A 25,205-nucleotide genomic window follows, 5' to 3' on the forward strand; every position below is an offset into this window, starting at 1 on the left:
TTCAATCTGCTGGTCGACTTAGGATACACGGTTGCCATCCGCTTGTCGAGAGTGCCGCCGCTCAAGCCCGGCCCTACTGTGGCGAATCGATCGCTCGAGGCGACGAATCCCCGTTGGTCAGACCAACAACGACCATCGTGAATACCTCGAGCGGAATCTCAATCCTTGCGACACCACCCTCCATGCCCCAGTCACACGCGTGACCAGACCCGACCTGGTGCACTCCCGAAACTTCGAGCCCCTCAGGAATTCGCAGGTGGACCGTGACAGACACGACTGACTCTGGCGGCTCCTCGACGAGACGAAGGGCGTTCACGACGATGCGGCTTCGCTCCGGCTGCCCGAAGCCGGTGAGCCAGACATCCGGGTGGGCGCGGGCGGTCAACCGGGGCACGAGGCCCAATTCGGTCAGAAGCAGGCTTCGGAATGACGCCTCGTGCTCCCCACTGCCTTCTGCCTCAAGAACCGCGCTTGAGTACACCGCACGGCCCGCGCCAAAGTCGTTGACAACGATCGATGGGTTCTCGGTGTCCTCCCACGGTGGTGAGGAATGGATGCTGGCGAAGTCGTGAGCCCCCAGTGAGCCGTCCGCTGGGTAGCCGTACGGAAGCGTGAGTCTGGCGACAACGCGCGCGCCCGCTGCGGCGGTGATGCGCGGCAGATTCAGCACAGTTCCGGATCCGGCCGCTGACACGCGACGTTGTCCGATTGGTAGGCAGGCCTCCGGCTGCGCCGCGGCGCGAAGCTCGGGAGTCTCCGGGCGCACGTAGGCAACCAGACCCGGCTCGGTGCCTACGAGGCGGCATCCGAAGACGTCGCCGAGGGCGAAATCGGGCGGCACCGTCCCATCGTTGTACAGGAGCGATGTGCGACCGCTGGCGTAGAGTCGCCCGCCGGCACCGACGTAGCTGCGCAGCGCCGTGACGTCCTCCCGGGACAGCCGACGCGCATCGGGAACCACCACGACGGGGAAGCTTCCCAGGCGGTCGTTGTCGAGGCGGGTGGCCACCGAGAACGGGATGTGACCACGACGGAGTGCGCGCACGGCCCCCATCACCGCGTCCTGGTGGCGGGAGGTGCCGGCGCCGTGGGATGCGCCGATCGGGCTTCCACTATCCGTCTCGTCGATCCGAGAGTCGTCGGAGTAATACACCGCGACGTCGGTGATCGGGGTCCCGCCTAGTTCCGAGTCGAAGGCACTCGTTGCTGCGAAGATTCTCCGGATCCGCTCATAGACGGTTTCGTTGAGTCGGCCGGATGGTTCCACGGCGTCGATGAACAAGAAGGCGGTATCCGCCGCGACCGCGGCGAGCGCCTGGATCAGCATCTCGTGCTCGCTCTTGGTGGTTGAGTGATTAAACAGGTTTCTTGTCCGTGTTGTCATGAATTCCGGGAGCACGCCCGGACGCAGGGCGCGCATCAGTGCAAGCACGAAGACCTGTTCGTCGAAACCACCGTAGAGATCTCCCGCGACGAAGTCGTCGAGACGCGCGTCCTCGCTGCGTTGCCCCCGGAACCAATCCCGTAATCCGGGCGCCAAGTTGTGGGTGACCGCTATCCCGGGTCGCGCCGCGCGTGCCGTCGTCAGAAGTTCTTCGGTGAACCCCGCTATCCAGCGCTGGCGCGCAGATTGGAACCTCGCCCAGTCAGCACTGCCCCAGTCGACACTTCGGGGGATCTGGGAACCGCACTCCGCCCGGTACCGGTCTGAGCACGCGTCGCACACACAGATCGCGGTCCAGAATGCCATGTCGATCCACAGCGTTTCGAAGTCATACCGATCGAGCAGGGCGGTGATCTGTCGTTTCTCGTATTCGACGTATTCGCGCCGGTTCGGACATAAGGTGCCATACCTCGGGCCTAGTAGTGCCCAGTCGTATCCGAGCTCACGAGTTGCCGGCACAACCCGCCAGTGTGGGTGGTTCTCGGCCGCCCAATTGTCGAAGATGACACTGTGGTACGCGGCAACGCCGATCCCGGCGCTCTCGAGTGCTGCCTTCGTCTCCCCCACCAGGTCGCGATTGCGCGCGGCCCGGTGTATGCCGCCGACCGGCGAGGGCCAGTAGCTCAGCCCCAGGTGAGACTTGCAATACAGGAGAGCACCGCCCGCACCACAGCGCTGGTAAAGCCGCGCGAGCTCGGCCGGGTCGTAGCGGGCGAGAAACCCTTCATCCCAGTCCGGAATGTGCATGTCCAGCAGCAGTCGCCGCCGCGATGCCAGGTACCGATTCATGTCCCGGCACTCAGACCGAGTTCTTCATTCCCCGGGCCGAAGTGTTTGAGGATGACGAGGTCATCGGTTGTGCTGCGGTTGGAAATGGACACCCCCGCCCGTGCAGCACTGTCACAGACGAAGAATTCATCTTGGCTGAGTTGGCCGTACCGGATGAGTGTGGCGGCAGCAATATCGTGGCTCCCCATAGTTCCGTGACCCTGCACGACGATCGTCCCGTAGGCCGCCCGGTCCGTTATCGTCACGGTGTGGCCGGGCCTCACGGTCAGCTCTTTCGCGCTGAAACGTGAGGACCGGTAAACGATCCACTTTTCGGCGTAATGGGCATGGCCGTCGGATGTGGACTGGGCGGTAGCGTACGGCGCCATGAAGCGATTGCCGACGAAATTCGGGTCGATGTTCTTCTCCCAGTCCAGAAGTTCGATGATGAAGTCGAAGTCGCCGTGCCGATCTGTTGGGACGTCCTTCCACAACAACTCCTCCGGAACCTCCCGATTGTTGCTCCAGGACTCGCACATGCAGAACACGTCGCACGCCACCTGCGGTTCATACGTGCACGCGCTCGCCGGGGCGTGAAGCACACCGCCCGGGATATCCCACCCGGTTCCGAGCTGGGTGCGATACCCCCTGGCCAGATCGGTAATGCGATTGTCGCCGCCGTCGCCGAATCGCATCAAGCGTTCCTTGACCTGCTCCCGCGTGACTTCCGGCTGGAGACCAAGGAAGGAGATCGGCTGATCGCCGAGATGGTTGTTCATCTGAGGTGAGTAGTAATACGCCTCTGGCTTGCCGGGCTTGTCCACGAGTGCGGCGTGGTGATCGCGGTGATGGACGTGGAACGGGAGGGCCTGCTGGTTGTCGAAGAACTTCGAGTACATCGGCCACGCGCGGTGCTCGGCCCACATCGCGTCCCCGATGAGTTCGCCCCTGTGATGGTCGACGAAGTCGTCGAACGGGATGAGGACTCCTTCTGGGTCAACGGCCAGGCTCAATCCTTCGTGGGGTCCGGTCAGCGGACCGTTGTCGGCGCGGACGGCCGATGCCAGCCAGCGCTCGTCGATGCCGCCGCGTGTCTGTTCGAAGGGAAAGTAATCGTCCGGGTGCAGCCGGATCCGGCGACCTGGTGTGCAGAAGGCCCTGGGCACCCAGGCGGGAGCCAGGCGGATAATTCCACCGCCGGCATCCAGCGCTCGATCCATCGCTGATGCTGCGGATGTGACGTTGTCGTATGGCTGACCGATCATTGCCTTCCCTTTCCGGTAAGGCATTGTTTCCGGCTGAATTATGCGAGAGCGACATTGCCAAGCACTCGTGCGCTCAAGGTTTGGAGGTTCCTGTGAGCCAGTTGGTCAGCGACGCTATCATCGGCGATCATGACGCGTCAACAACCGCATCACGTTCCCGCCCATGATCGCGTCGATGTCCGCGTCAGAGAATCCGCCGTGCTCAAGAGCGTCGACGAGCCGCGAGATGTGCTGTGGACCCTCATAGCCTTTGGTGAGCCCTGGGACGCCGTTCATGTCGGTGCCGATGGCCACGTGTGCGACGCCGACGAGGCTAGCAATGTGTCTGGCGTGGGAAGCGAAGTGGTCGAAGGTTTCCATGCCGTGCCCCTGACCGCGATATGGCCAGAGTCCGACTACCCCGCCGGTTGCCGCGATAGCGACCATCGCCCGGTCTGACAGGTAGCGGGGGAAATCATCAAGCGCTCGTGCCCCCGTGTGGGAACTGATTACCGGGCGACTTGAGCGTTCGCACATGCCCAGCACGGTTTCCTCATCTGCGTGGCTGACATCGATAAGCATGTCCTTCGCGTTGAGGTTGTCCACGAGTTCGCCGCCGAGTTCGGTGAGGCCGCGTTTCCTGCCAGCAGCCACCTCGGTGCCGGACGTTGCGCCAGTGAAGCCCATGCAGATCGTGCCGAACGGGTTGTCGGAGAAGTGCATGACGCCCACGACGCGAACCCCTAGATCGTGGAGCACGTTCAACCGTCGAAGATCGCCGGCAAGGGTATCCGCGCCTTCCAGCCCGAGGACCACCGCGGTGCGGCGGTGTTCCATGGCGAGCATGATTTCGGCGGAAGTCGCAACGAGTGCGCATCCGCCGGCCTTCGCCTCGCGACGGATCATCGCGAACTGGTCCAACACCGCCCTCCATGCGGATGCTGGCCACCGGAACTGGGTGACGAGCTTGTCCCCCACCGCTGACACGACAATTCCGTCGACCTCAGTCGTGCGCAGCGTGCCGAAGCCGGTGTCGCGCGGCTGCCCCGGACGAAGTAGGCGGTTCAACGCGGCGACCGGCCGCGGCAACAGCTGGGTACCGTGAGCGTGCGAGTCGAAGACGATGCGCCGGTGTGGAAGGCCGCGCTCAGCGCTCACGATGGTTCCCCTATAGCGTCCATGCCCTTGCTCATGGGCCTTACCCTAGCGATATCTCGAGCCTGGACCTTGCAACTTTCAAGGGCTTATGAAACGATTCAAACAGCCTTGGGGCTGACGCCGTCGAGACGAAGCGATAACCCTCGCCTTCGCTGACGAACGCACGTCCCTCCTCGAGAAAGAAGCTCGGCCCGTGAACATCTCATCCAGCATCCTCGCTCTGCTCGGGCAGCAGGAGATCGAGCTGCCCTCGTGGGCGTTCGGAAACTCGGGCACGCGCTTCAAGGTGTTCGCCCAGGCCGGTGTCCCGCGCAATCCTCGGGAAAAAATCGCCGACGCCGCAAAAGTGAACGAACTGACCGGACTGGCGCCGAGCGTGGCCCTGCACATCCCCTGGGACAAGGTCGACGACTACACCGCACTGCGGGGCTACGCCGAGGGCCTCGGGGTGAAACTGGGCACCATCAACTCCAATACCTTCCAGGACGACGATTACAAGCTGGGCAGCGTCACCCACCCCGATCCGCGCATCCGGCAGAAGGCGATCGACCACCACTTCGAATGCATTGATGTGATGAATCAGACCGGCTCGCGCGACCTGAAAATCTGGCTCGCCGATGGCACCAACTACCCCGGTCAGGACGACATCCGGGCCCGCCAGGATCGCCTCGCGGATTCCCTCGCGAGGATCTATGAGCGCATCGGTGAGAATCAGCGCCTGGTGCTCGAGTACAAATTCTTCGAGCCGGCTTTCTACCACACCGACGTGCCCGACTGGGGCACCGCATACACGCAGGTGGCGGCCCTCGGCGAGCGCGCGATGGTCTGCCTGGATACCGGCCACCACGCCCCGGGCACCAACATCGAGTTCATCGTCGCCCAGCTGCTGCGGCTCGGCAAGCTCGGCTCGTTTGACTTCAATTCCCGGTTTTACGCCGACGACGACCTTATCGTGGGAGCGGCGGACCCGTTCCAGCTGTTCCGCATCCTCTATGAAGTGATCCGCGGTGGCGCCTACGGTAGCGACAGTGACGTGGCTTTCATGCTCGACCAGTGCCACAATATCGAGGCGAAGATCCCGGGACAGATCCGGTCGGTGCTCAACGTGCAGGAAATGACAGCGCGCGCCCTGCTTGTCGACCACGACGCCCTCTCGGCGGCACAACTCACCGGCGACGTACTCGCCGCCAACGGCGTGCTGATGGATGCGTTCTACACCGACGTACGGGAAAGTCTCGCCGACTGGCGGGAAAGCCGCGGGCTGCCGCGCGACCCGATGACCGCATACGCGGCATCCGGATACCAGCAGTGCATCGCCGACGAACGCGTCGGCGGCGAGCAGGCGGGGTGGGGCGCGTGACTGACAAGCTGACCAATCCGACGGTCTCCGAACTGATCACCCGGTCGAACCGGCTGGGCGCGGACCGCCGGAACACGAACTACGCCGGCGGGAACACGTCGGCCAAGGGCACCGACGTCGATCCGGCCACCGGGGAGACGGTCGAGCTGATGTGGGTCAAGGGCTCCGGCGGGGACCTGGGCACGCTGACCGAATCCGGGTTGGCGGTGCTCCGGCTGGACCGCCTGCGCGGCCTGGCGAAGGTCTACCCCGGCGTGGAGCGCGAGGACGAGATGGTCGCCGCGTTCGACTACGTGTTGCACGGCAAGGGTGGAGCGGCGCCGTCAATCGACACGGCGATGCACGCTCTCGTGGATGCCGCTCACGTGGATCACCTGCACCCCGACTCCGGGATCGCGTTCGCCACCGCAGCTGACGGCGAGGCGCTGACGGCGGCGGCGTTCGGCGACAAGGTGCTGTGGGTGCCGTGGCGCCGGCCCGGCTGGCAGCTCGGGGCGGACATCGCCGCGATCAAGGCGTCGCATCCGGAGGCGATCGGGTGCAACCTCGGCGGACACGGAATCACCGCCTGGGGGGATACGAGCGAGGCGGCGGAAGCGAACTCGTTGTGGATCATCGACACGGCGGCGACCTATATAGAGGAGCACGGCCGTCCCGCTCCGTTCGGGCAGGTTCTTGAGGGCTACCAGGCGCTGCCGGAGGCGGAGCGGCTGGCCAAGGCGGCTGCGTTGGCACCTGTCTTGCGGGGACTCGTGTCCACCGACAGGGTGCAGGTGGGGCACTTCACCGATTCGGAGGTGGTGCTGGACTTCCTGACTCACGCCGAGCATCCACGCCTGGCGGCTCTGGGCACCAGCTGCCCGGACCACTTCCTGCGCACCAAGGTGAAGCCTCTCGTGCTGGACCTGGCAGCCGAGGCGAGCGTCGAGGACTCGATCGCCCGCCTGACCGAGCTGCACGAGCAGTACCGGGCGGACTACCGCGCGTATTACGAACGCAACGCGCACGACCCTTCGACACGCTCAGGGAGCGTCCCCGCCATGCGCGGTGCGGATCCGGCGATCGTGCTCATCCCCGGTGTCGGCATGTTCAGCTACGGAGCCGACAAGCAGACCGCTCGGGTTGCCGGGGAGTTCTACGTGAACGCGATCAACGTGATGCGCGGGGCCGAGGCGATCTCCACCTACCGGCCGATCGATGAGGCGGAGAAGTTCCGCATCGAGTACTGGGCGCTCGAGGAGGCGAAGCTGGCCAGGCGGCCGAAGCCGAAACCGTTGGCCACCCGCATCGCGTTGGTCACCGGGGCGGCCTCCGGGATCGGCAAGGCGATCGCCCACCGGCTGGCCGCAGAGGGCGCCTGTGTGGTGATCGCCGACCTCGACCTGGTCACGGCGCAGGCCGCCGCCGCCGAAATCGGCGGCACGGATGTCGCGATCGGCCTGAAGGCGGATATCACCAGCGAGACCGAGGTCGCCGCCGCGGTGAACGCGGCAGTGTTGGCCTTCGGCGGGCTGGACCTGGTCGTCAACAACGCCGGCCTGTCGCTGTCCAAGTCACTGCTGGAGACCACCGTGGCGGACTGGGACCTGCAGCACAACGTGATGGCGAAGGGATCGTTCCTGGTGTCCCGAGCCGCCGCGAAGGTGCTCATCGATCAGAAGCTCGGCGGCGACATCATCTACATCTCCTCGAAGAACTCGGTGTTCGCCGGCCCGAACAACATCGCCTACTCGGCCACCAAGGCCGATCAGGCCCACCAGGTGCGGCTGCTGGCGGCGGAACTGGGCGAGCACGGGATCAAGGTGAACGGCATCAACCCGGACGGAGTGGTGCGCGGTTCCAGGATCTTCGCCGGCGGGTGGGGCGCGAAACGCGCCGCCGTGTACGGGGTGCCCGAGGAGAAACTCGGCGAGTACTACGCGCAGCGCACCATCCTGAAGCGCGAAGTGCTGCCGGAGAACGTCGCGAACGCGGTCTACGTGCTGTGCACCAGCGACCTCGACCACACCACCGGGCTGCACATCCCGGTCGACGCCGGCGTCGCCGCCGCCTTCCTGCGATGACCGCGCCCGACCCCGAGCGATACCGTTCCGGACGAGACATGCAGCCGCGGACGCATCGCTCGACCGGAAAGGTATCGGTGACCGCCGAGTGCAGCTGGGACGCCCGGTGGTGACCGGCGCGGTCGCGGCGATCGATCTCGGCGCGACCAGCGGACGGGTCATGCTCGGGTGGGTCGGGCCGAATGAGTTGAGTGTGCTCCAGGTCGCCCGGTTTCCGAACACACCGGTGCGCACCTTCGACGGACTGCACTGGGACATCCAGGCGCTGTACGACCATGTGATCGACGGTCTTGCCCTGGCGCTCCGAGAAGCACCAGAACTTGCCAGCATCGGAATCGACTCATGGGGATGCGACTACGGCCTGTTGCGTGACGGCCGACTGCTAGCGCAGCCGTTCCACTACCGGGATGACCACAGGCCTGAAGCGATAGATCAGGTTCATTCGCGCGTTAGTGCCACAGAGCTGTATTCGGCAAACGGCATCCAGCACCTGCCGTTCAACACGGTCTTTCAACTCATCGCGGACCAGTCCTCGGGCGCACTCGAAGCGGCCGACGAATTTCTGATGATCCCAGACCTCATCGCCTGGTGGCTGACCGGTCGGCAGGCGGCAGAGAGGACGAATGCCTCAACCACAGGGTTGCTCGGCGTGCACTCGCGGCAATGGGATGACGCGCTCATCGAACGGCTGGGGTTACCGCGAGCGATCTTTCCCGAACTCATTGACGCGGGTACCGAGATCGGCCACGTGCTGCGGTCAGTTGCTCAGGAGATCGGGGCAAGCTCGCACCTGAGCGTGACCGCGGTCGGATCGCACGACACCGCCTCAGCGGTCGTCGCGGTCCCTGCCATCGGCGACGACTTCGCATACATCTCCAGCGGCACCTGGTCCCTGGTCGGAGTCGAATTGGACCAGCCGCAGGTGAGCGAGGCGGGACAGCGAGCCGGATTCACCAACGAGGGCGGCGTCGACGGCCGCGTGCGGTACCTTCACAACGTCATGGGTCTATGGCTGCTCAATGAGAGCGTACGCACCTGGGAGGCCGGCGGAGAGCACGTCGATCTCCCCGCACTCCTCCGTGAGGCATCGGTGCTTTCCGGCGTCGTCTTCGATCCGGATGATCCGCGCTTCCTGCCACCAGGTGACATTCCGGCGCGCATAGTCGAATTCTGCCTGGAACAAGGGCTTCCCGTCCCGAGTTCGCGGGCGGCGCTGGTCCGCAGCATCCTGGACAGCCTCGCTCACGCTTACGCCCGCACACTGCGGGATGCCGTAAACCTTACCGGGAAGACAGTTTCGGTGGTGCACATGGTCGGCGGCGGCTCGCAGAACGAACTGCTGTGCCAGCTCACCGCCGACCGCACTGGGCTGCCCGTCCTCGCCGGCCCCGCCGAGGCCACCTCGATCGGCAACATCCTGATCCAGGCGCGAGCGCAGGGACTGGCCACGGGAAGCCTTGAGTCCCTGCGTGCGCTCGTGGCCGCGACCTTCCCGCCACGTGAGTACCGCCCGACACACGAATGACCTCTGCAAATGTTCTCATTGCGGCTGAGTGTGCCCGTTGCGCGGGGCACACCTAGCCGGAACGGGAACTGTTACGGAAGCGGAAGGCGCCTGGTGTAGGTTTTTCGGCATCACCGCGACCGAGGAGGGGACATGTCGACGGACCTGAACGGCTTCCTCGATGGTGTCGACTACCCGATGTTCGTCGTCACCGCGACGCACGACGGGGAACACGCCGGATGCCTGGTCGGGTTTGCAACCCAGGTCAGTATTCACCCGGCACGACTTCTGGTGGGACTTTCGGTCGCCAATCACACCTATCGCGTCGCTCGCGAGGCGACCACTCTCGGCGTGCACCTCCTGAGCCGCAACCAGACGGAACTCGCCGCCCTGTTCGGCGGCGAGACGGGAGATGAAATCGATAAGTTCACCCGCTGTCACTGGGCAGAAGGGCCCCACGGTGTTCGAGTACTCGGCGGCGTCACCGGCTGGATGGTGGGTTCGGTTCTCGAGCAGGTTCCGTTGGGCGATCATGTCGGATTCCTGCTCGATCCACTCGAGTGCCAGCGCGAGAACACAGGCGACGTGTTGATGTTCAGGCAAGTCATGGGCCTGTCGCCCGGGCATCCGGCGTGACCCAGACGGGTGATCGCCCCGTTACGACCGGATTCAGAACGCAGTGATCTGCAACAGAATCGAGTGTTCCGGTGCGAGGATCGGCATCGGCAGCCCCACTTCCGACAGGTAGCGACCGCTCGCCTCCGCCCCGCCAGCCAGCCAGGCCGGGGCCGCCCGTTGCAGATATGCGCCGTTCCCCGAGGGAAACACCACCTCGACCCGATAGCGGCGCGCGGCATCCAGACCCGGAATACCGATTCGGCCGGGAGTTTCGGCAAACGATGTCCCCACGCACACGAACCCGAACAGCGCCTCCGACGCATCCTGGGCGACCACGCCGTGCAGCGCGTATGCCGGGTCGGGCAGGTCGGCGTTAACGGTGATGCCGCCGTGCAGCAGGGGACGCGTGGCCTTGTACAGCGCGATGGCCTGCGTCAGTTCGGCACGCGCCGCTCCGGTGACGTGCCGGATGTCCCACTCCAGCCCGAGATGGCCGAAGATGGCCGTGGCGGCTCGGAAGGACAGGTCGTGCGTGCGGCGGGTGGTGTGCGCGGTTGGCGGGCCGATGTGTGAACCGACGAGTTCCGGTGGCAGCACCGCCTGGGTCCAGCGCTGGATGGTCTGCCTCTCGAGCGCGTCGTTGCAGTCGGAGGCCCACACCCGCTCGGTGCGTTCCAGAATGCCGAGGTCCACGCGCCCGCCGCCGGAGGAGCAGCTCTCGATCTCGACTCCGGGATGCGCGGCCCGCAACGCGTCGAGCAGCCGGTACACCGCCAGGGTCTGCTCGTGCACCGACGGGCGGCCGTCGTGCCCCAGCTCGGCGAGGTCCCGATTCTGGTCCCACTTCAGGTAGGCGATGTCGTTCTCGCCCAGCAGCGCATCCAGCCGCTCGAACAGGTAGTTCCAGGCATCCGGATTCGCCAGATCGAGCACCTGCTGATGGCGCCAGGGTCGAGGAATCCGCCCGAACCCCGGGCCGGCGACCCAGTCGGGATGCGCGCGGATCACGTCCGAATCGGGGTTCACCATTTCCGGTTCCACCCACAGCCCGAACTGCATGCCCCGCGACACCACGGCGTCGATCAGCGGCGTCAGCCCGTGCGGCCACAGCCCCTCGTCCACGTACCAGTCGCCGAGGCCGGCGGAGTCGTTTCGGCGGTTCCGGAACCAGCCATCGTCGAGCACGAACCGCTCAACGCCGACCTCGCGAGCGCTCTCGGCCAGTTCGGTGAGCGTGTTCACGTCGTGGTTGAAGTACACCGCCTCCCAGGTGTTGAGCATCACCGGGCGCGGCGAGGTGGGATGCCCCGGGCGGGCGCGCATCCAACGGTGGAAGCTCTCGGTGATGCCGTCAAGTCCGTGATCGCTGTAGGCGGCGTAAGTCCACGGCGTGGTGTAGCTCTCCGCCGGCGCCAGGGTGATCTCGCCCGGTCCGAGCAGCTCCGCCATGCCGAGCATCGCTGGGCCGTACGGGGTGTTTTCGAGGTACGCCTCGTGGTCGCCGCTGAACCCGAGGTGCGCCGCCCACACTCTCCCGTGGCGGTCGCCGAATCCGGCGGAGCCAACCGCGAGCAGTAAGGAGGAGTCGTGGCCGGTTCGGCCGTGACGGCCGCTGCGCGACCAGGTTCCTTGCGCCAGCGTGTGCCGTTGCGGATGTTGTTCGCGGCACCACCGGCCGGTCAGGTCGAGGATTTCGGCGGCGGCCGGCCCGATCGGCAGCACGGTGGCCAGCGACTGCAGCTGGTAGTCGGTGGGGCCGTCGTTGGTCAGCCGGGACCGGATGCGCAGCAGGCCTTCCTCGCTGAGGTGGAGTTCCACCAGGAGGGTGATTTCCACCTCGACGTCGGCCAGCGTGATCTCGTGTCCGTCGGCGCCGAGCGCGCGGTGCCCGACGGTCACCAGCCGCGGGGAGAAGCCGCGGCCCGCGCGGTGTCCGGCCAAAGCGGGGCGGCCACGCCACCCGGAGGAGGCCTGCGGCACGAGTTCGAGGCTTTGCGGCTCATCGTAGGAGGAGTGCGGCACTGGTCCGATCAACAGCGACGGGTCCAGTGCCCCGTCATCGAGGCGGCCGCCCCAGTGCGCGACGACGGGCGCCGGACCGGACAAGTCCAGGATCAGCGAGGTGCCGGCGCCCCGCAGATGCACAACCTCGGTCATTGCAGGCTCACCGTCAACTTGGTTGCTTGACCAACGGCGAAGTCGCGGCTATTGCAGCTATGCGTAACAGCGGAACCTTGTCTCCGAGTATTTTCTGAGCCTCACCCGATAACCCGTCATCGGTTACCAGAACATCCGCTTCGCCGAGCCCAGCGATGGTACTCATTCCCACGACTCCCCACTTGGTATGGTCGGCCACCACTATGACCTTGCGAGCCGTAGCCGCGAACGCCCGATCGGTCTCAGCCTCCAACAGATTCGGGGTGGTGAATCCAGCGCGTTCGTCCATCCCGTGCACTCCCAGGAAGAGCACGTCGAGGTGAAGTTGGTGCAACGCGCTAATGGCGATCGGGCCGACGAGCGCATCCGATGGCGTACGCTGCCCGCCGGTCAGAATCACGCTGTTATGTGCGCCCGCGCTCTGTGCTGATGCTCTGTAAAACACGTCCGCCACCTGAATCGAGTTCGTCACGATGGTCAGACCCCGCATTTGCGCCAGCGACTTGGCCAGAGTCCAAGTCGTAGTGCCAGCGCCGAGTCCGATCGCGGATCCCGCAGTCACAAAAGAGACTGCCTCGCTCGCTATGGCACTTTTTTCTGCTTCCTCACGCACCGACTTCTTCTCGAAGCCGGGTTCGTCGCTACTCAGCGTGCCAGGAATGGCGGCGCCACCATGCACCTTCTGCAGAAGACCAGCCCCGACGAGAACCTGAATATCGCGGCGAATAGTCATTTCAGACACATCAAAGGCCTGAGCGAGGTCGACGACCCGTGCGGCGCCACTGATGCGAACGGTGGCCATCACCTCGGATTGTCTCGTAGCGGCTAGCATTTCTAGTTTTTCTGGCCTATTGATGAGGAGTAGATCAGATTCGTGGCGTGTGGTGTCACCCGTGTCTCCGCTCGCACTATAAGGCCAGGTCCACTATTCCACTCAGCTGCTGTCCCGTGTGAGCATTCTTACCCTTTACTCGCCCCGAGAGTGAGCCCAGCCACGAATTGGCGCTGCAAGAGCAGGTAAATGATCAACGTCGGGATGACTGTGATGATCGCGCCGGCCGAGAGGAGGTTGTAGTTCGCGACGAACTGCCCCTGCAGATTCTTGATCGCCGTGGTGACCGGGAGCATGTCGCCGCTCTGGAGAAACAGCAGCGGCCAGAAGAAGTCGTTGTAGATCCAGATGACCTCGAGCGTGCCCAGCGCGGCCAGCGCCGGCTTGCACAGCGGCATGATGATGGCGGAGAACCTACGCCACATGCCCGCGCCGTCGACCAGGGCGGCTTCTGCGAGGTCGACCGGCAACGCCTTCATGTAGTTGGACAGCACAAACGTGCAGAAGCCAATTTGGAACGCCGTGTCAACCGCGATTACCCCGGTGTAGGTGTTCAACAGCGACCCCGAGCCGCTGATCGAGTACGGCAGCTCGAAATGCTTGAACATCTCGAACAACGGAGCGGCCAAAACCTGCGGGGGCAGCAGGTTTCCCGCCGTGAACATGATCAGCAGTGTGATGTTGAATCGCCAGGTGAACCTGCTGACCGCGAACGCCATCATCGCGGCGAAGAAGAGCGTCAGGATCACCGCGGGCACGGTGATGATCACCGAGTTCCAGAAGTAGGTGGAGAAGCCGCCCTGCGTCCACGCCGCAACGAAGTTGTCGAAGTTGAAGACGCCGCCGAGGCTGAAGTATCCGTATCTATCGGTCGCCTCCTTTGGACGCAGCGCAGTGAACAGCGCCCACCCCAGCGGAATCAGCCACATCACCGCCATCACGATCAAAAAGAGATGTGTCCCGTAGTGACGCTTGCCGGTGGACCTCACCCGTGAGGCCAACGGATCGTGAACGGTCTCCGGAGACGCGAGGGAGGTGCTCATCGGTCCTCCTTCTTAAAGGTGCGCGCCAGGTAGATGACGATCGGCCCCAGCGAAATGACCAAGAGGATGGCGGCCAGGGCGGATCCGACCCCGATGATCTGGCCCTCGCCGATCAGATTCTGGATGACGAGGGCACTGAGCAGTTCCAACCCGTTCCGGCCGCCGTTGATGATGTACACGATGTCGAATGCCCGCAACGACTCGATGATCGTCACCACCACGATGACGATGTTGATCGGCTTCATCACCGGGAAGATCACCTTGACGAACGACTGGAGCGCGCTGGCGCCATCGATGGATGCCGCCTCCCGCAGTGACGGGTCGACGCCCTTCAGACCCGCCAGGTAGAGAATCATCACGTAGCCGGCGTGGCGCCAGGTCGCCGCAACTAGCGCCGCCCAGATGTTGACGTTCGGATCGCCGAACCAGTCGACCGCGGCCGGGGTGCCCGAGGTGCCGAGAAGGAAGTTGAGCAGGCCGTTGTCCCGGGAGTAGAACAGCTGCCACACCACCCCGACCAACACCAGCGACAGCATCACGGGGGTGAAGAAGACGCTCTGGTAGATCTTGCTGCCGCGGATGTTCTGATCCAGCAGCACCGCCAGCAGCAGTCCGAGGGGTGTCGCGACCAGGCCCAGGAAGAGCAGCCACAGGATGTTGTGCTGCACCGCCGGCCAGAACGGCGGGTAGTCCTGGAAGATGTAGGCGTAGTTGCTGAGGCCGGCCGGCTTCATGTCCGAGAACTGCAGCCCGTTCCAGCGCACGAACGACAGCAGCACGGACAGCAGGGTAGGAATCCAGATCAGCACCAGCTGGATCAGGGTGGGCACGGCGATCATCACGCCGAGCACGACCTTGTCCCGCCGCGACAGCCTGAGCCTGGTGCGTCTCGGGCGCCCCGGCGGGGCAGAGGAGAAGAAGGTCCTCTGCGCCGCCCGGGCCGTTGCTACGCGCGTCATGGTCGTTGCACGCTACTGCGCCGCGTACAGCGCTTTCGCCTGGGCTTCCAGGTTCTTCGTGTCGACCGTGCCGTCCTTGAGGAAGGTCTGCAGCGCGGGGATCATCACGTTGTTCGCCATGGCGGGCAACGCGTCCCGGTCGAAGAACTGACTGATCATCTTCGCGCTCGCGATGGCATCCGAGCACTTCTTGTTCAGATCGCTGTAGGCGCTCAGGTCCGCGCCCTTGGCGGTCATCAGGTTCGACTTGTCGATGGAGAAGTAGGCCTCCTGCCCGGCCGGCGTGCCCATGAACTGGAGCATGTCGCGCGCGGCGCTGTTCTGGCCGCCCTTCTTGGACAACACCAGGCCGTCGATGGGCGCCTCGACCGCATCCCGGCCTTCCACCGCCATTTCCGGGAACGGAAAGAAGTCGATGTCGTCGAGCACCGTCTTGTCGGTGTACTGCTGGGTCACGAAGGAGCCGAACAAGTACATTCCGGACTTGCCCTGACCGAGCGTCTGCGCCGCCTCCTGCCAGGTCTTGCCCAGCGACGACGGGTCCTGGTAGGGCACGAGCGCCTTCCAGGCGTCGAACACATCCTGGACCTTCTTCTGGTCCCAACCTTCCTTGTGGGCGCAGAGGTCGATGTGGAATTGGTAGCCGTTCAGCCGCATGTTGATGTAGTCGAACGTGCCCATGGCGGGCCAGCCGTCCTTGTCGCCGAACGCGATCGGCATCAGCCCGTCCGCCTTCATCTTCTTGCATAGGGCGATCAGCTCATCGAAGGTCTGCGGAGCCTCGTAACCCTTGGCCTGCCAGACGCTCTTCCGGTAGAAGAAGCCCCACGGGTAGTTGTAGTTCGGCACGAAGTACTTCTTGCCGTCTTGACCGGTGGAGGCCTTCGCCAGTCCCTCGGAGAAGTTGCCGCCGATCTCATCCCAGACGTCATCGATCGGAGCGAGCAGTCCCTTCTGGGCCAGGTATTGCATCCGGTAGCCCGCGAACCAGGACACGACGTCGTCCGGGCTGGCCTGCAGGTAGGTATTGATCTGCGCGTGGAATTCGGCGTTCGGCACCACGTTGGTGTGCACCTTATTGCCGGATGCCTTCTCGAACGCGGAGGTGAACGCCGCGTATGCCTTCCGCGGCACGTCATCCGATTTGTCGGAGCCGAAGGAGACGGAGCCGGCCTTGGCCGCGCTGCCCTTCGGTGAGGGGCTTGCGCAGCTGGCGAGCACCAGGGCAGACGCGAGGCCGAATGCCCCGAAGCCGATGCCCTTGATTACGTTACGTCGGGTCAGGTCGGACGCGCCGGCCACATTGCCGATGGGTTGCATGGTCACTCCTTTGTCATCTGTATACGTGTTTGTTGATTGCACGACTCGTCACCGGAGGGCGAGAATCGTTTGTGGTTCCAGCAGTGCGGGGGGAAGCATTGCCTGCCGGTCCGCGAACGGCAGGACTTCGTCGGGCAGCCGGATGCCCAGCTCTTCGATCATCGAGGTGCGGCGCTTTGTGATCCGTTCCCATGCGCTCGGGAACCGGTCAGCGAATTCGTCGCGGAGCTCGGAGTCGGCGAGGGCGAGGGCGTCTTCGGCATTGGAAATGAATCCCGGCGTTGGCCCGACCGGGATGATGTCCGCCTGCAGCGACATCCCGGAGTACAACCGCCGGGCCGATCCCGGGACGAACGGGCTGTCCAGCCATTCGTCGAGGTGCTGCAGGTGGCCGGGGTTGAGCATCGGCCGGATGCCGCCCGCCGCCAAGACCTCCCGCACCGATGCCACGATTTCGCCGGTCGGGGTGCCCAGGGTGAGCGATTCGTACCAGGTGGTGATGGCGCGCCAGTACGTCGACACGAACTCCAGCGTCTGCTCGAACTCGGCGTGGCCGGAGTCGATCACCCGGCCGGCACGGGCGGTCAAACCGCCCTGCAGGCTGACGGCTGTGGAGAGTCGGTCGCCCTCGCGGATGATCCGGTCGGTTGGGCTGCGCAGCCCGTTGGCCCGCTCCGCTCCCGTCGTCAGCATGATGTGCGCCGAGAGCGGGCTTCCCGTCAATCGCATCTCGGCCGAAAGGTCGAGTTCCGACACGCCCGGCCGCATCGCCTCGATGGCGCGCCAAACGTGTTGCGATGCGCGTGTCGACCGGTGTTCGTTCAGCGCGAGTTGCTCGACCTGGTTGACGGATCGCAGCCCGTCCAGCCCGGCCAGCAGACCGGTGGCGTCCACAACGCGTCCCTCAGAGAACGCGAGGATTTCGTTGAGGATGAACTGCGGGATGGCCACCGACAGCGCACCGGTCGGCGAGTCGGCATGGTCAATGGGACGCCAGCCGATGACGCCGATCGTAGAAGAGGCATCCACCCTCGCTTCTTGCAGGGCGCTCGCGACGCGGGGCTGCGTAGCACGGGGTTGGCCGGCTAGGCTCAGGGATTGCGCCAAGACGCCGCGCAGTTCCATCGGACTGTCCTCGACCATCGAGATCGACTCGTTGCCGGCAATCACAACCGGTAGCCCGAAAGGCTGGACGACGACCAGCGCCTCCTCGAACCGCGGATCGAATCCGGTGAGGTACGACGCGTTCGCAATGTGCTCGCGATCCGCATAGACGATCACCGCCCCGAGGCCCAGTTCACTCATCCGAGAACGCAGGATCTCAACCCGGTGCTCGTACACCGCCGGCTCGAGGACCGGTTCCGGCCCGAGCGCCGAGAACGCCGGGAGCGGGCTGGCCACCGCCTCGATGCCACGATTCATGGTTGTCGCTCCTTCGCCGATCAGACCGGTGGCTAGGCGGCGGCGGTCGTCTTCGGAACCAGGGCGACCGCTCGGATTGGCGAGCCGGAGCCGCCTCCGATCCGCAGAGGCAGCGCGAGGAAAAAGCTCACCACCGGGATGTTCTCCAGATTGGTGAGGTTTTCCATGATCAGGACACCGTTGGGCAGCAGGTCGTAGTGTGCGCGCAGTTCGTCGCCGGCGAGCTTTCCGGCGTCGACGCTGATGCAGTCGGTTCCCACCGCCTTCACGCCCTGCTCGCGGAGGTATGCCGCGGCCTCACCGGTGATTCCCGGCCATCCGCGCAGGTAGTCGAATCCCTCAGGAATCGGCTGCCAGTGGCTGGACCACTGCATGTCGAGAAGCACGATGTCGCCCTGCTCGATCGTGACGTTCGCCTCCTCCCACTCCCGGATGTCCTGCACATCAATCTGGTGGCTGTCCGCTTCAAAGGGGCCGAATGTCAGCTTCACGGCCCGGCCGGCCAGGCGATCCAGGGGAATTTGATCGGTGAAGATTCTCCGCACATCGTCCTGGTCCGGAACGAAGTGGGCGGGCGAATCCATGTGTGTTCCGGAGTGGTCGCTCATGATCAACTGATTGAACTCAGCAGGGTCGCCCATCGAAGGATACGAGGCGAGAATGAACTTGGGGTGCGCCGGAATCGTCGGTATTCCCGAGGTGAGCGTGTGGCTGAGGTCCACAAACTCGTAGTTTTCGAGGAGGTCGAGAAGCGGTCGAACCGAGGTGTCCGCTGGGGAAAATGTCTGTTGGGTGGTGTCCATGTGAGAATCACACCACGGCGCACAAAAGGGCGTCAAAGATCAGATCGCTCTCGTGCGATAGGAGTTTGCTATACAAGCGCGTCCGAACCCTATAGAAATAACCTATGGAGGCCATCACACTGCGCCAAATTGAATTCGCACTGGCTGTCGAGAAGGCTGGCGCAATTTGCGCCGCAGCGCAGGTCCTTCACGTCGCGCAGCCATCCGTTTCGCAACAGATCTTGGCGCTCGAACGCGAAGTCGGGGCACAGCTCTTCGAACGCACACCGAGCGGTAGTCCCCCGACCGCAGCAGGGCAGATCTTTCTGGACGAGGTGCGCGACACTCTGGGAACGATTCAGCGAGCGCGCTCAGCCTCACTCAATCCGCTTCAGGTCGGTGCCAAACGGCTCGTTGTAGCAGTTGAGCAAATTGGCATTATGGGCCGAGTTGCTGCGGCATTACAGCAAATAAGCAAAAGCTTTCCCCAGTTGTCGCTACAGGTCCGTGAAGTGAGTGGTGCTCGCGACTCGCTGAAAGCGGTATCGGCAGGTGCCGCGGATATCGCCGTCGGTGCCCCGCCGACGAATTGGCACGAAGCGGACGTCTATGTTGGGGTGGATGAATATGTTGTCATTTTTCCTTCCGGACACCGTTTAGCAGGGAAAAAGCTTGTCGAGGTCGCGGCGCTACACGGCGAGCATCTCATTGAAACACCGGCGACAGCTGCACTTCTGCAAAGGCTGAGCGCCCGCTCGCGAATCTCTCCGGCACTGTTGTCCCAAGCGACCAGCTTCGAAACCGCTCTGCGGCTGGCACGCAGCGGAGTCGGTATCGCGCTGATTCCCGAGAACGCGGTCGCCCCCGAACAAACGGAATTGATCAGCAGGACCTCGCCGCGAATCCTGCGCACTGTTCATGCGTTCCATCGAGGCCCTACCGATGACGTCAAAGAGCTATTCGTCAGCACACTTATGGCTGCCAACCGGTGTGAACCGGAACCCGCCGACTGGGTGTTCTGACACGTTCAACGAACTGTGACTTCCGATGGAACGACTTCTAAGTTCTGAGAAATCAGCTAGCAACCGCTACAGGTTGACTGCCTTCAGGTCGGCGGCCGCACGCTCTGGCGAGACGTCGTTGGCGAAGACGCCCATTCCGGACTCCGAGCCGGCGAGGTATTTGAGCTTGTGCGGCCCGCGGGCGATGGAGAAAAGTTGAAGGTGGAGCCACCAGCTGCCGTCCCGGCCGTGCACCGGCGCCTGGTTCCAGGCTGAGATGTAGGGAATCGGGCGCTCGAACAGCTTGGCAAACCGGGCGGTCACATCCAGGTAGACGCCGACGAACGCGTCGCGCTCTGCCGAACTCAGCTCCGGGATGTCGGGTACCTGCCGGTGTGGGAAGAACTGCACTTCGTATGGCCACCTGGCTGCCGCCGGTACGAACGCCGTCCACAGGTCGTTGGCGGCGATGATCCGTTCCGGAGCTTGACGCGCCTCATCCAACAGCGCTCCGAACAGGTTGTCGCCGGTGCGCTCCTTGAATCGGGCCGTCGTCTCCACCATCTTCGCGGTGCGAGGCGTGACAAACGGATAGGCGTAAATCTGCCCGTGCGGGTGCGCGAGGGTGACGCCGATCTCTTCCCCGTGATTCTCGAACGGGAACACCTGTTCGACCCCGTCCATAGCGCTGAGTTCCCTCGTGCGGTCGGCCCAGGCGTCGACCACGAGACGGGCCTGTGCGGGCGCCAATCGCCAAAACGCGCCGTCGTGGTCGCTCGTGAAGCAGACGACCTCGCAGCGGCCCACTCCCGGGCGGAGCGTGGTGAGCGGGGAGCCGACGACGTGATCCGGCAGCGCCGGCGTGCCGTTCGCCAAGGAGGGGAAACGATTTTCAAACACGACCACCTGGTAGTCGCGATCCGGGATTTCGGTGTGGTTCGCCTCCGTGGTCGGGCATAGCGGGCACTGGTCGGCGGGCGGATGGTAGGTGCGTGATTGACGGTGTGACGCCACAATCACCCACTCGTCGAGCAAGCGGTCCAGTCTCAGTTCGGAGTGCACGGTCGTGGTGGGCAGCGGCCGGGTGTCTTCGGCCGTCCGTTCCGGCGGGAGCACACCTGAGACCTCGGCCGAGTCGAAGTAGATGATCTGGCGGCCGTCGGCGAGGAGCTTGGAAGTCTTCCTCAGCGCTCCGAGGGTCGCGGGACGGCCTGGTGCACTCATCTGAAGTCCCTCTCGCTCCCGTCCGCTACTCAATTCGGCTAACACTATCGCTCATAGTCTCACAGTCTGAAACAGGGAACGAGTAGCGTGCGGGAGCGAGGTCATAGGCTGAAGGCGTCGAGAGGATCTGTGATGACCACGTCTCACCTCACTGTCAGCGTCCCGAATGAGTCAATGCGGCGACGATTGGCTCCGGTGGACGGGGCAGGGTTCGCGGTATGGGACATGGTCGGCACTCCTCCGGCTGGAATCACCATGGCCGTGGTTCCGTATATGTCCCCGGTTTCTACCCTGCGGGCGATAGCCGGAACCGGGATATCGATCGTGCAGAGCCAGTCCATCGGATACGACGGGGTTGCCGACGTCTTGCCGGCCGGAACCACGTTCTGCAACGCGGCCGGAGTGCACGAGGCCTCAACGGCGGAGCTCGCCGTGGCGCTCACGCTCGCCAGCCTGCGCGGGATTCCTGAGTTCGCCCTGGCGCAGGCCGAGCGCCGCTGGGCGCACGACCGGTTTGAGGCGCTCGCGGACAAGCGGGTGCTCGTGATCGGCCAGGGCGGCGTCGGCCGTGCCGCGGCGATGCGGTTCCGACCGTTCGAGGTCGAGCTGGTGCGGGTGGCATCCACGGCGCGCACCGACGAACACGGTGCGGTTCACGCCGTCTCGGAACTCGCCGCTCTGCTGCCCGAGGTCGATGTCGTACTGCTCGCGGTGCCGCTGACCCCCGCGACGACCCGGCTGGTGGACGACGACTTCCTGGGCGCGATGAAACGCGGCTCGCTACTGGTGAACGTGTCGCGTGGAGCCGTGGTCGACACCCATGCCCTCGTTGCGCACGCCCGCGACGGTCGGGTGAGGGCGGCGCTGGATGTGACGGACCCCGAGCCGTTGCCAGCCGACCACCCGCTATGGACCACCCCCGGCATCCTGATCACCCCGCACGTCGGCGGCGACAGCACCGCCATGGCACCGCGGGTCGACCGGCTCATCCGGGAACAGGCGGCCCGCTTGGTACGCGGCGACGAGCCGCTCAACGTGGTGCTGCGCGCCTAGCCGGGCGATAGTTTTCCGGACGAAGAGACTGTCCGCGGCGGCATCCGTCGTCCGAAATGCCATCGCTGGACGGGATCAGCCGAGGCCGCGCGGCACGATGCTGATCAGCGACGCGTGCCGCTGTATCCGCACCCGTAGCGAGAGCCGGCCCGCTCGCGCGAGCAACACCGCGACCACCACGGCGGCGACCAAAGGGACTGCTCCGGAGACGACCATCGCGGTGCGGGCACCGGCGACTTCGGCGATCCAGCCCATCACTGGACTGCCGACCGCCTGGCCGCCGACGGCGATCATCGTGTAGAGCGCCATCACCCGGCCCCGGATGATGCGGTTTGACGACATTTGCACGACGGCTTCCGCCGTGGTGGCGAACAGCATCCGCATGAAGCCGATGCTGGCGAGCACGACAAGGAACACACTGAGCATCGGGGCCAGCCCGGTAAGGATGAGCGCGACGCCGAACAGTCCGGCGGAGAAGGTGATGTACCGCAGCCGGTAACTGATCCGGCGCGCGGATGCGATCGCGCCGACGAGCGCACCGACCGCGGCCGCCGAACTATAGAGCCCGTAGCCGGCGGCGCCGGATCCGAACACACTGTCGGCGAAGGCCACCAGCAGCACCGGCAGGTTCATCCCGAAGGTGTAGACGAAGGCGAGCAACACCATCGGCCAAAAGATGGCCGGTTTGGAGTGCACGTAGCGCAGGGCCTCGCGGATCTGGCCCTTGGCGTGTTGCACCACCAGCGAGGTGAGCAGGTCGGCCTTGCGCATCCGAAGCAGGGTGACGATCACGACGCAGCCCGCGAACGCGTTGACGCTGATCGCCCATCCCGCCCCCACCACGACAATGAGGACTCCGCTGATCGCGGGGCCGACCAGGCCGCCGAGGTGCCAGATGGAGGCGTTCACGCTGATCGCGTTGGCCAGCCGCTCCTGACCGACCATCTCGTTGACGAACACCTTCTTCGCCGGCTGGTCGACGATATCCACAAAACCGAGCAGACAGGCGACGAGGTAGACGTGCCAGACGTGCACGACGCCCGTGATGGCCAGGGCGGCGAGCGTGCCGCAGAGCACGGCCGCCACCGACTGCGTGACGATCAAGAGTGGGCGCTTCTGGTGGCGGTCGGTAACCAGGCCGCCGAGCGGACCGAACAGCAGCATCGGTCCGAACTGCAAGGCGGCGGTGACGCCCACCGCTGTGACGCTACCGGTGAGCTCGAACACGAGCCAGTCGATCGCGATGCGCTGCATCCAGGACGATGTGTTGGAGATCGATTGGGCGATGACGTACAACCGGTAATTGTGAATCCGCAGCGAACTGAAGGTGTCACGCCAGCGGGGCCGTTTCAAAAGGACCGGGATGGGCGCGGTCGCGGCGTCGGCGTCCATCGGATCGAAACTCATGCAATTAACGGTAAAGGCGGCCCCGCCATTCGAAGTTATTATCAACCCTATAAGTCCGATTACTTTTTTCAATGAAGGATGTGGATGTTCGACCCGCTGCCGCTTAGGACGTTCGTCTCGGTCGCCGAAACTTTGAATTTCACCCGCTCGGCGGAACTGCTGGGGCTCAGCCAGCCGACTGTAAGCCAGCACATCCGCAAGCTCGAAAAGGCCGCGGGGCGGCACCTCGTTACGCGCGACACCCGCGCCGTGCAGCTCACCGACAACGGCGACGCCCTGCTCGGGTTCGCCCGGGTCATCCTCGCGGCGCAGAATCAGGCCGAGAGCTACTTCACCGGATCTGCCATGCGGGGGCGGCTGCGTTTCGGCACGGCGGATGATCTCGCATTGACCCAGCTGCCGCAAATCCTCCGTGACTTTCGACAGTTATATCCCGAGATCAATCTCGAGCTCACCGTGAGCCAGAGCGGGGCGCTCGTACGCCGGCTCAACGCAGGACAACTGGACCTGGTCTTCATCAAGCAGGAACCGGGAGCTGAGCGCGGCCAACTGGTACGGCGAGACCGCATGGTCTGGCTGGGGCACAAGCAGCTGAGCCTGGAGGCCGGACAGCCGGTGCCGCTGATCGTCTACCAGGCACCGAGCCTGAGCCGCACCGTGGCGATCAACGCGCTCGAGTCGACGGAGCGGACCTGGCGCATCACCTGCAACGTGAAGGAGGTCAACGGGGTGCTCGCCGCGGTGCGCGCCGGGATCGGAGTGGCCGTCTTCCCGCAGTCCCTGATCCCGCCGGACCTCGCCCAGATCGCGGCGTTGCACGGCCTGCCGCCGCTTGGCGATGTGGACTTCGTGCTGCTGGACAACCCCGGGGCGGCACACGAGCCGGCGCGCGCCCTGGTCTCCGCCATCCTGAGACGGCCGGGCAACGTGGCCGCCGTTCAGTCCGGCCGATAGCCACACTGCCACATCCCGTTTCACGGAGATTTTGCGTAACCGGCCCTCGGATCCCCGCAGGTAGGTCGGCCGGATACAAAACCTCCGTGAAACGGGACCAGGACGGGGCGGTATCCGAGGCGGGGCGGATCGGGGCGGGGCGGGATCAGGAGCGAGGCGGATCAGGACGAGGGCGGATCGGGGCGAGGCGGGATGCCGGTCTCGGCCTCGTGGAAGTAGCCTTCGATGTGCCGGCGGAGCAGGGCGGCAGCACCGGCGCCGTCGCCGGTTCGGATCGCGGCGAGAATGGCCCGATGTTCGCGGCGGAGCCTCGCCGAGGTCGCGGCCCAATCCGGAAGTTTCGCGGTGAGCGAGCGAGTGTAGCCCTCGATCGACTCCCGCAGCGCAGCCATCATCGCGCTGATCAGCGGATTGCCAGCGGCGCGGGTGAGCGCGACGTGGAAGGCGGAATCCAGGACCAGGAAATGGTCCACCGCGGCGCCGGATGCCTCCATCCGCTCGATCAGCCCCTCCGCCTGGTCCAGTTCCGGCGAGTTCGGCACCGCATGGCCGGCCGCCCAGGTCTCCAGCAGCACCCGGGTTTCAACGACATCCGACGCGGTGAGGTGGTCGGTCGCCAGGTGCAGCCGTAACGCCGCGCTGAGCGCTGCTCCCGGTTCGGCAACCACGACGGTACCGGCGGCAGGTCCTGATCCGACACCGGAACGGACCACGCCCATCGCTTCGAGCACCTTGAGCGCCTCACGCACCGCGGTCCGCGACACCGCCAGATCGGCCGCAAGCGCCCGCTCCGGCGGGAGCCGGTCGCCCAGCACCAGACGGTGGGCCGCCAGCTCGGCCTCAACCCAGCCGAGGACCAACTCGTGGGTTCTCACCCCCGAAGCGTAACGCA

General features: G+C 64.8%; 20 protein-coding genes. 7 read left to right on the forward strand and 13 right to left on the reverse strand.

Features of this window, described 5'->3' with window-relative positions:
• Positions 1–73 precede the first annotated feature (73 nt).
• The 3 genes from ABFX56_RS07640 to ABFX56_RS07650 form a co-directional block, all read right to left on the reverse strand.
• Positions 74–2,233 (reverse strand): alpha-L-fucosidase, encoded by a 2,160-nt coding sequence (locus ABFX56_RS07640; protein WP_346232655.1) that lies wholly within the window; start codon positions 2,231–2,233, stop codon positions 74–76.
• Positions 2,230–3,477, reverse strand: a complete 1,248-nt coding sequence (locus tag ABFX56_RS07645; protein ID WP_346232656.1) for a hypothetical protein — start codon at positions 3,475–3,477, stop codon at positions 2,230–2,232. The genes ABFX56_RS07640 and ABFX56_RS07645 overlap by 4 nt, the downstream gene beginning before the upstream one ends.
• Before the next feature lie 117 nt (positions 3,478–3,594).
• Positions 3,595–4,614 carry a dipeptidase gene (locus ABFX56_RS07650; protein WP_346232657.1) on the reverse strand — a complete coding sequence of 340 codons (1,020 nt, stop codon included), beginning with the start codon at positions 4,612–4,614 and terminating at the stop codon, positions 3,595–3,597.
• 193 nt (positions 4,615–4,807) lie between these two features.
• Between ABFX56_RS07650 and rhaI the strand changes: the two genes are divergently transcribed.
• From rhaI to ABFX56_RS07670, 4 genes are all read left to right on the forward strand, one after another.
• Positions 4,808–5,974, forward strand: coding sequence for an L-rhamnose isomerase (rhaI, locus tag ABFX56_RS07655; protein ID WP_346232658.1), 1,167 nt, complete (start codon positions 4,808–4,810; stop codon positions 5,972–5,974).
• Between the two features lie 8 nt (positions 5,975–5,982).
• Positions 5,983–8,037 (forward strand): bifunctional aldolase/short-chain dehydrogenase, encoded by a 2,055-nt coding sequence (locus tag ABFX56_RS07660; RefSeq protein ID WP_346233171.1) that lies wholly within the window; start codon positions 5,983–5,985, stop codon positions 8,035–8,037.
• Between the two features lie 88 nt (positions 8,038–8,125).
• Positions 8,126–9,562 carry a rhamnulokinase gene (locus ABFX56_RS07665; protein ID WP_346232659.1) on the forward strand — a complete coding sequence of 479 codons (1,437 nt, stop codon included), beginning with the start codon at positions 8,126–8,128 and terminating at the stop codon, positions 9,560–9,562.
• A 132-nt stretch (positions 9,563–9,694) separates the two neighbouring features.
• Entirely contained in the window at positions 9,695–10,177 is a 483-nt protein-coding gene (locus ABFX56_RS07670) for a flavin reductase family protein (protein ID WP_346232660.1), read from the forward strand.
• 33 nt (positions 10,178–10,210) lie between these two features.
• On the opposite strand, the gene ABFX56_RS07675 is transcribed toward ABFX56_RS07670, so the two are convergent.
• The 7 genes from ABFX56_RS07675 to ABFX56_RS07705 all read right to left on the reverse strand — a co-directional run bounded on the left by ABFX56_RS07675 (position 10,211) and on the right by ABFX56_RS07705 (position 18,695).
• Entirely contained in the window at positions 10,211–12,316 is a 2,106-nt protein-coding gene (locus ABFX56_RS07675; RefSeq protein WP_346232661.1) for an alpha-galactosidase, read from the reverse strand.
• Between the two features lie 13 nt (positions 12,317–12,329).
• A complete protein-coding gene (locus ABFX56_RS07680; RefSeq protein ID WP_346232662.1) occupies positions 12,330–13,148 on the reverse strand; it encodes a DeoR/GlpR family DNA-binding transcription regulator in 819 nt (272 codons plus the stop codon).
• A gap of 128 nt (positions 13,149–13,276) precedes the next feature.
• Positions 13,277–14,191 carry a carbohydrate ABC transporter permease gene (locus ABFX56_RS07685; protein WP_346232663.1) on the reverse strand — a complete coding sequence of 305 codons (915 nt, stop codon included), beginning with the start codon at positions 14,189–14,191 and terminating at the stop codon, positions 13,277–13,279.
• A complete protein-coding gene (locus tag ABFX56_RS07690; RefSeq protein WP_346232664.1) occupies positions 14,188–15,150 on the reverse strand; it encodes a carbohydrate ABC transporter permease in 963 nt (320 codons plus the stop codon). The genes ABFX56_RS07685 and ABFX56_RS07690 overlap by 4 nt, the downstream gene beginning before the upstream one ends.
• Positions 15,151–15,162: 12 nt before the next feature.
• Positions 15,163–16,470, reverse strand: coding sequence for an ABC transporter substrate-binding protein (locus tag ABFX56_RS07695; protein ID WP_346232665.1), 1,308 nt, complete (start codon positions 16,468–16,470; stop codon positions 15,163–15,165).
• A gap of 48 nt (positions 16,471–16,518) precedes the next feature.
• A complete protein-coding gene (locus ABFX56_RS07700; protein WP_346232666.1) occupies positions 16,519–17,892 on the reverse strand; it encodes a M24 family metallopeptidase in 1,374 nt (457 codons plus the stop codon).
• A 32-nt stretch (positions 17,893–17,924) separates the two neighbouring features.
• Positions 17,925–18,695 carry a cyclase family protein gene (locus ABFX56_RS07705; RefSeq protein ID WP_346232667.1) on the reverse strand — a complete coding sequence of 257 codons (771 nt, stop codon included), beginning with the start codon at positions 18,693–18,695 and terminating at the stop codon, positions 17,925–17,927.
• Positions 18,696–18,799: 104 nt separating this feature from the next.
• On the opposite strand from ABFX56_RS07705, the gene ABFX56_RS07710 reads away from it, so the two are divergent.
• Positions 18,800–19,696, forward strand: coding sequence for a LysR family transcriptional regulator (locus tag ABFX56_RS07710; protein WP_346232668.1), 897 nt, complete (start codon positions 18,800–18,802; stop codon positions 19,694–19,696).
• Positions 19,697–19,762: 66 nt separating this feature from the next.
• On the opposite strand, the gene galT is transcribed toward ABFX56_RS07710, so the two are convergent.
• Positions 19,763–20,899 carry a galactose-1-phosphate uridylyltransferase gene (gene galT / locus ABFX56_RS07715; protein ID WP_346232669.1) on the reverse strand — a complete coding sequence of 379 codons (1,137 nt, stop codon included), beginning with the start codon at positions 20,897–20,899 and terminating at the stop codon, positions 19,763–19,765.
• A 132-nt stretch (positions 20,900–21,031) separates the two neighbouring features.
• Here galT and ABFX56_RS07720 point away from each other — a divergent pair, with 132 nt between their 5' ends.
• The gene (locus tag ABFX56_RS07720) at positions 21,032–21,952 is read left to right on the forward strand and encodes a 2-hydroxyacid dehydrogenase (RefSeq protein WP_346232670.1); all 921 of its coding nucleotides are present in this window, start codon (positions 21,032–21,034) and stop codon (positions 21,950–21,952) included.
• A gap of 75 nt (positions 21,953–22,027) precedes the next feature.
• Here the strand turns inward: ABFX56_RS07720 and ABFX56_RS07725 are convergent, their stop codons facing one another.
• On the reverse strand, positions 22,028–23,359 hold the full coding sequence (locus ABFX56_RS07725) for an MFS transporter (RefSeq protein WP_346232671.1): 1,332 nt from the start codon (positions 23,357–23,359) through the stop codon (positions 22,028–22,030).
• 84 nt (positions 23,360–23,443) lie between these two features.
• On the opposite strand from ABFX56_RS07725, the gene ABFX56_RS07730 reads away from it, so the two are divergent.
• Positions 23,444–24,313, forward strand: coding sequence for a LysR substrate-binding domain-containing protein (locus ABFX56_RS07730; RefSeq protein WP_346232672.1), 870 nt, complete (start codon positions 23,444–23,446; stop codon positions 24,311–24,313).
• Between the two features lie 161 nt (positions 24,314–24,474).
• Here ABFX56_RS07730 and ABFX56_RS07735 read toward each other — a convergent pair whose 3' ends face one another.
• Complete coding sequence (locus ABFX56_RS07735) at positions 24,475–25,188, reverse strand: FadR/GntR family transcriptional regulator (protein ID WP_346232673.1); 714 nt, start codon at positions 25,186–25,188, stop codon at positions 24,475–24,477.
• Between the last annotated feature and the right edge of the window lie 17 nt (positions 25,189–25,205).

The sequence above is a fragment of the Parafrigoribacterium mesophilum genome, assembly GCF_039652555.1.
GTDB lineage: Bacteria > Actinomycetota > Actinomycetes > Actinomycetales > Microbacteriaceae > Parafrigoribacterium > Parafrigoribacterium mesophilum.

Excerpts from the sequence above, each read along its gene's own strand:
- ABFX56_RS07640 (WP_346232655.1), bottom strand. The coding sequence starts at position 2,233 with ATGAATCGGTACCTGGCATCGCGGCGGCGACTGCTGCTGGACATGCAC.
- ABFX56_RS07645 (WP_346232656.1), bottom strand. The coding sequence starts at position 3,477 with ATGATCGGTCAGCCATACGACAACGTCACATCCGCAGCATCAGCGATG.
- ABFX56_RS07670 (WP_346232660.1), top strand. The coding sequence starts at position 9,695 with ATGTCGACGGACCTGAACGGCTTCCTCGATGGTGTCGACTACCCGATG.
- ABFX56_RS07675 (WP_346232661.1), bottom strand. The coding sequence starts at position 12,316 with ATGACCGAGGTTGTGCATCTGCGGGGCGCCGGCACCTCGCTGATCCTG.
- ABFX56_RS07680 (WP_346232662.1), bottom strand. The coding sequence starts at position 13,148 with ATGCTAGCCGCTACGAGACAATCCGAGGTGATGGCCACCGTTCGCATC.
- ABFX56_RS07685 (WP_346232663.1), bottom strand. The coding sequence starts at position 14,191 with ATGAGCACCTCCCTCGCGTCTCCGGAGACCGTTCACGATCCGTTGGCC.
- ABFX56_RS07690 (WP_346232664.1), bottom strand. The coding sequence starts at position 15,150 with ATGACGCGCGTAGCAACGGCCCGGGCGGCGCAGAGGACCTTCTTCTCC.
- ABFX56_RS07695 (WP_346232665.1), bottom strand. The coding sequence starts at position 16,470 with ATGCAACCCATCGGCAATGTGGCCGGCGCGTCCGACCTGACCCGACGT.
- ABFX56_RS07700 (WP_346232666.1), bottom strand. The coding sequence starts at position 17,892 with ATGAATCGTGGCATCGAGGCGGTGGCCAGCCCGCTCCCGGCGTTCTCG.
- ABFX56_RS07705 (WP_346232667.1), bottom strand. The coding sequence starts at position 18,695 with ATGGACACCACCCAACAGACATTTTCCCCAGCGGACACCTCGGTTCGA.
- ABFX56_RS07710 (WP_346232668.1), top strand. The coding sequence starts at position 18,800 with ATGGAGGCCATCACACTGCGCCAAATTGAATTCGCACTGGCTGTCGAG.
- galT (WP_346232669.1), bottom strand. The coding sequence starts at position 20,899 with ATGAGTGCACCAGGCCGTCCCGCGACCCTCGGAGCGCTGAGGAAGACT.
- ABFX56_RS07720 (WP_346232670.1), top strand. The coding sequence starts at position 21,032 with ATGACCACGTCTCACCTCACTGTCAGCGTCCCGAATGAGTCAATGCGG.
- ABFX56_RS07725 (WP_346232671.1), bottom strand. The coding sequence starts at position 23,359 with ATGAGTTTCGATCCGATGGACGCCGACGCCGCGACCGCGCCCATCCCG.
- ABFX56_RS07730 (WP_346232672.1), top strand. The coding sequence starts at position 23,444 with ATGTTCGACCCGCTGCCGCTTAGGACGTTCGTCTCGGTCGCCGAAACT.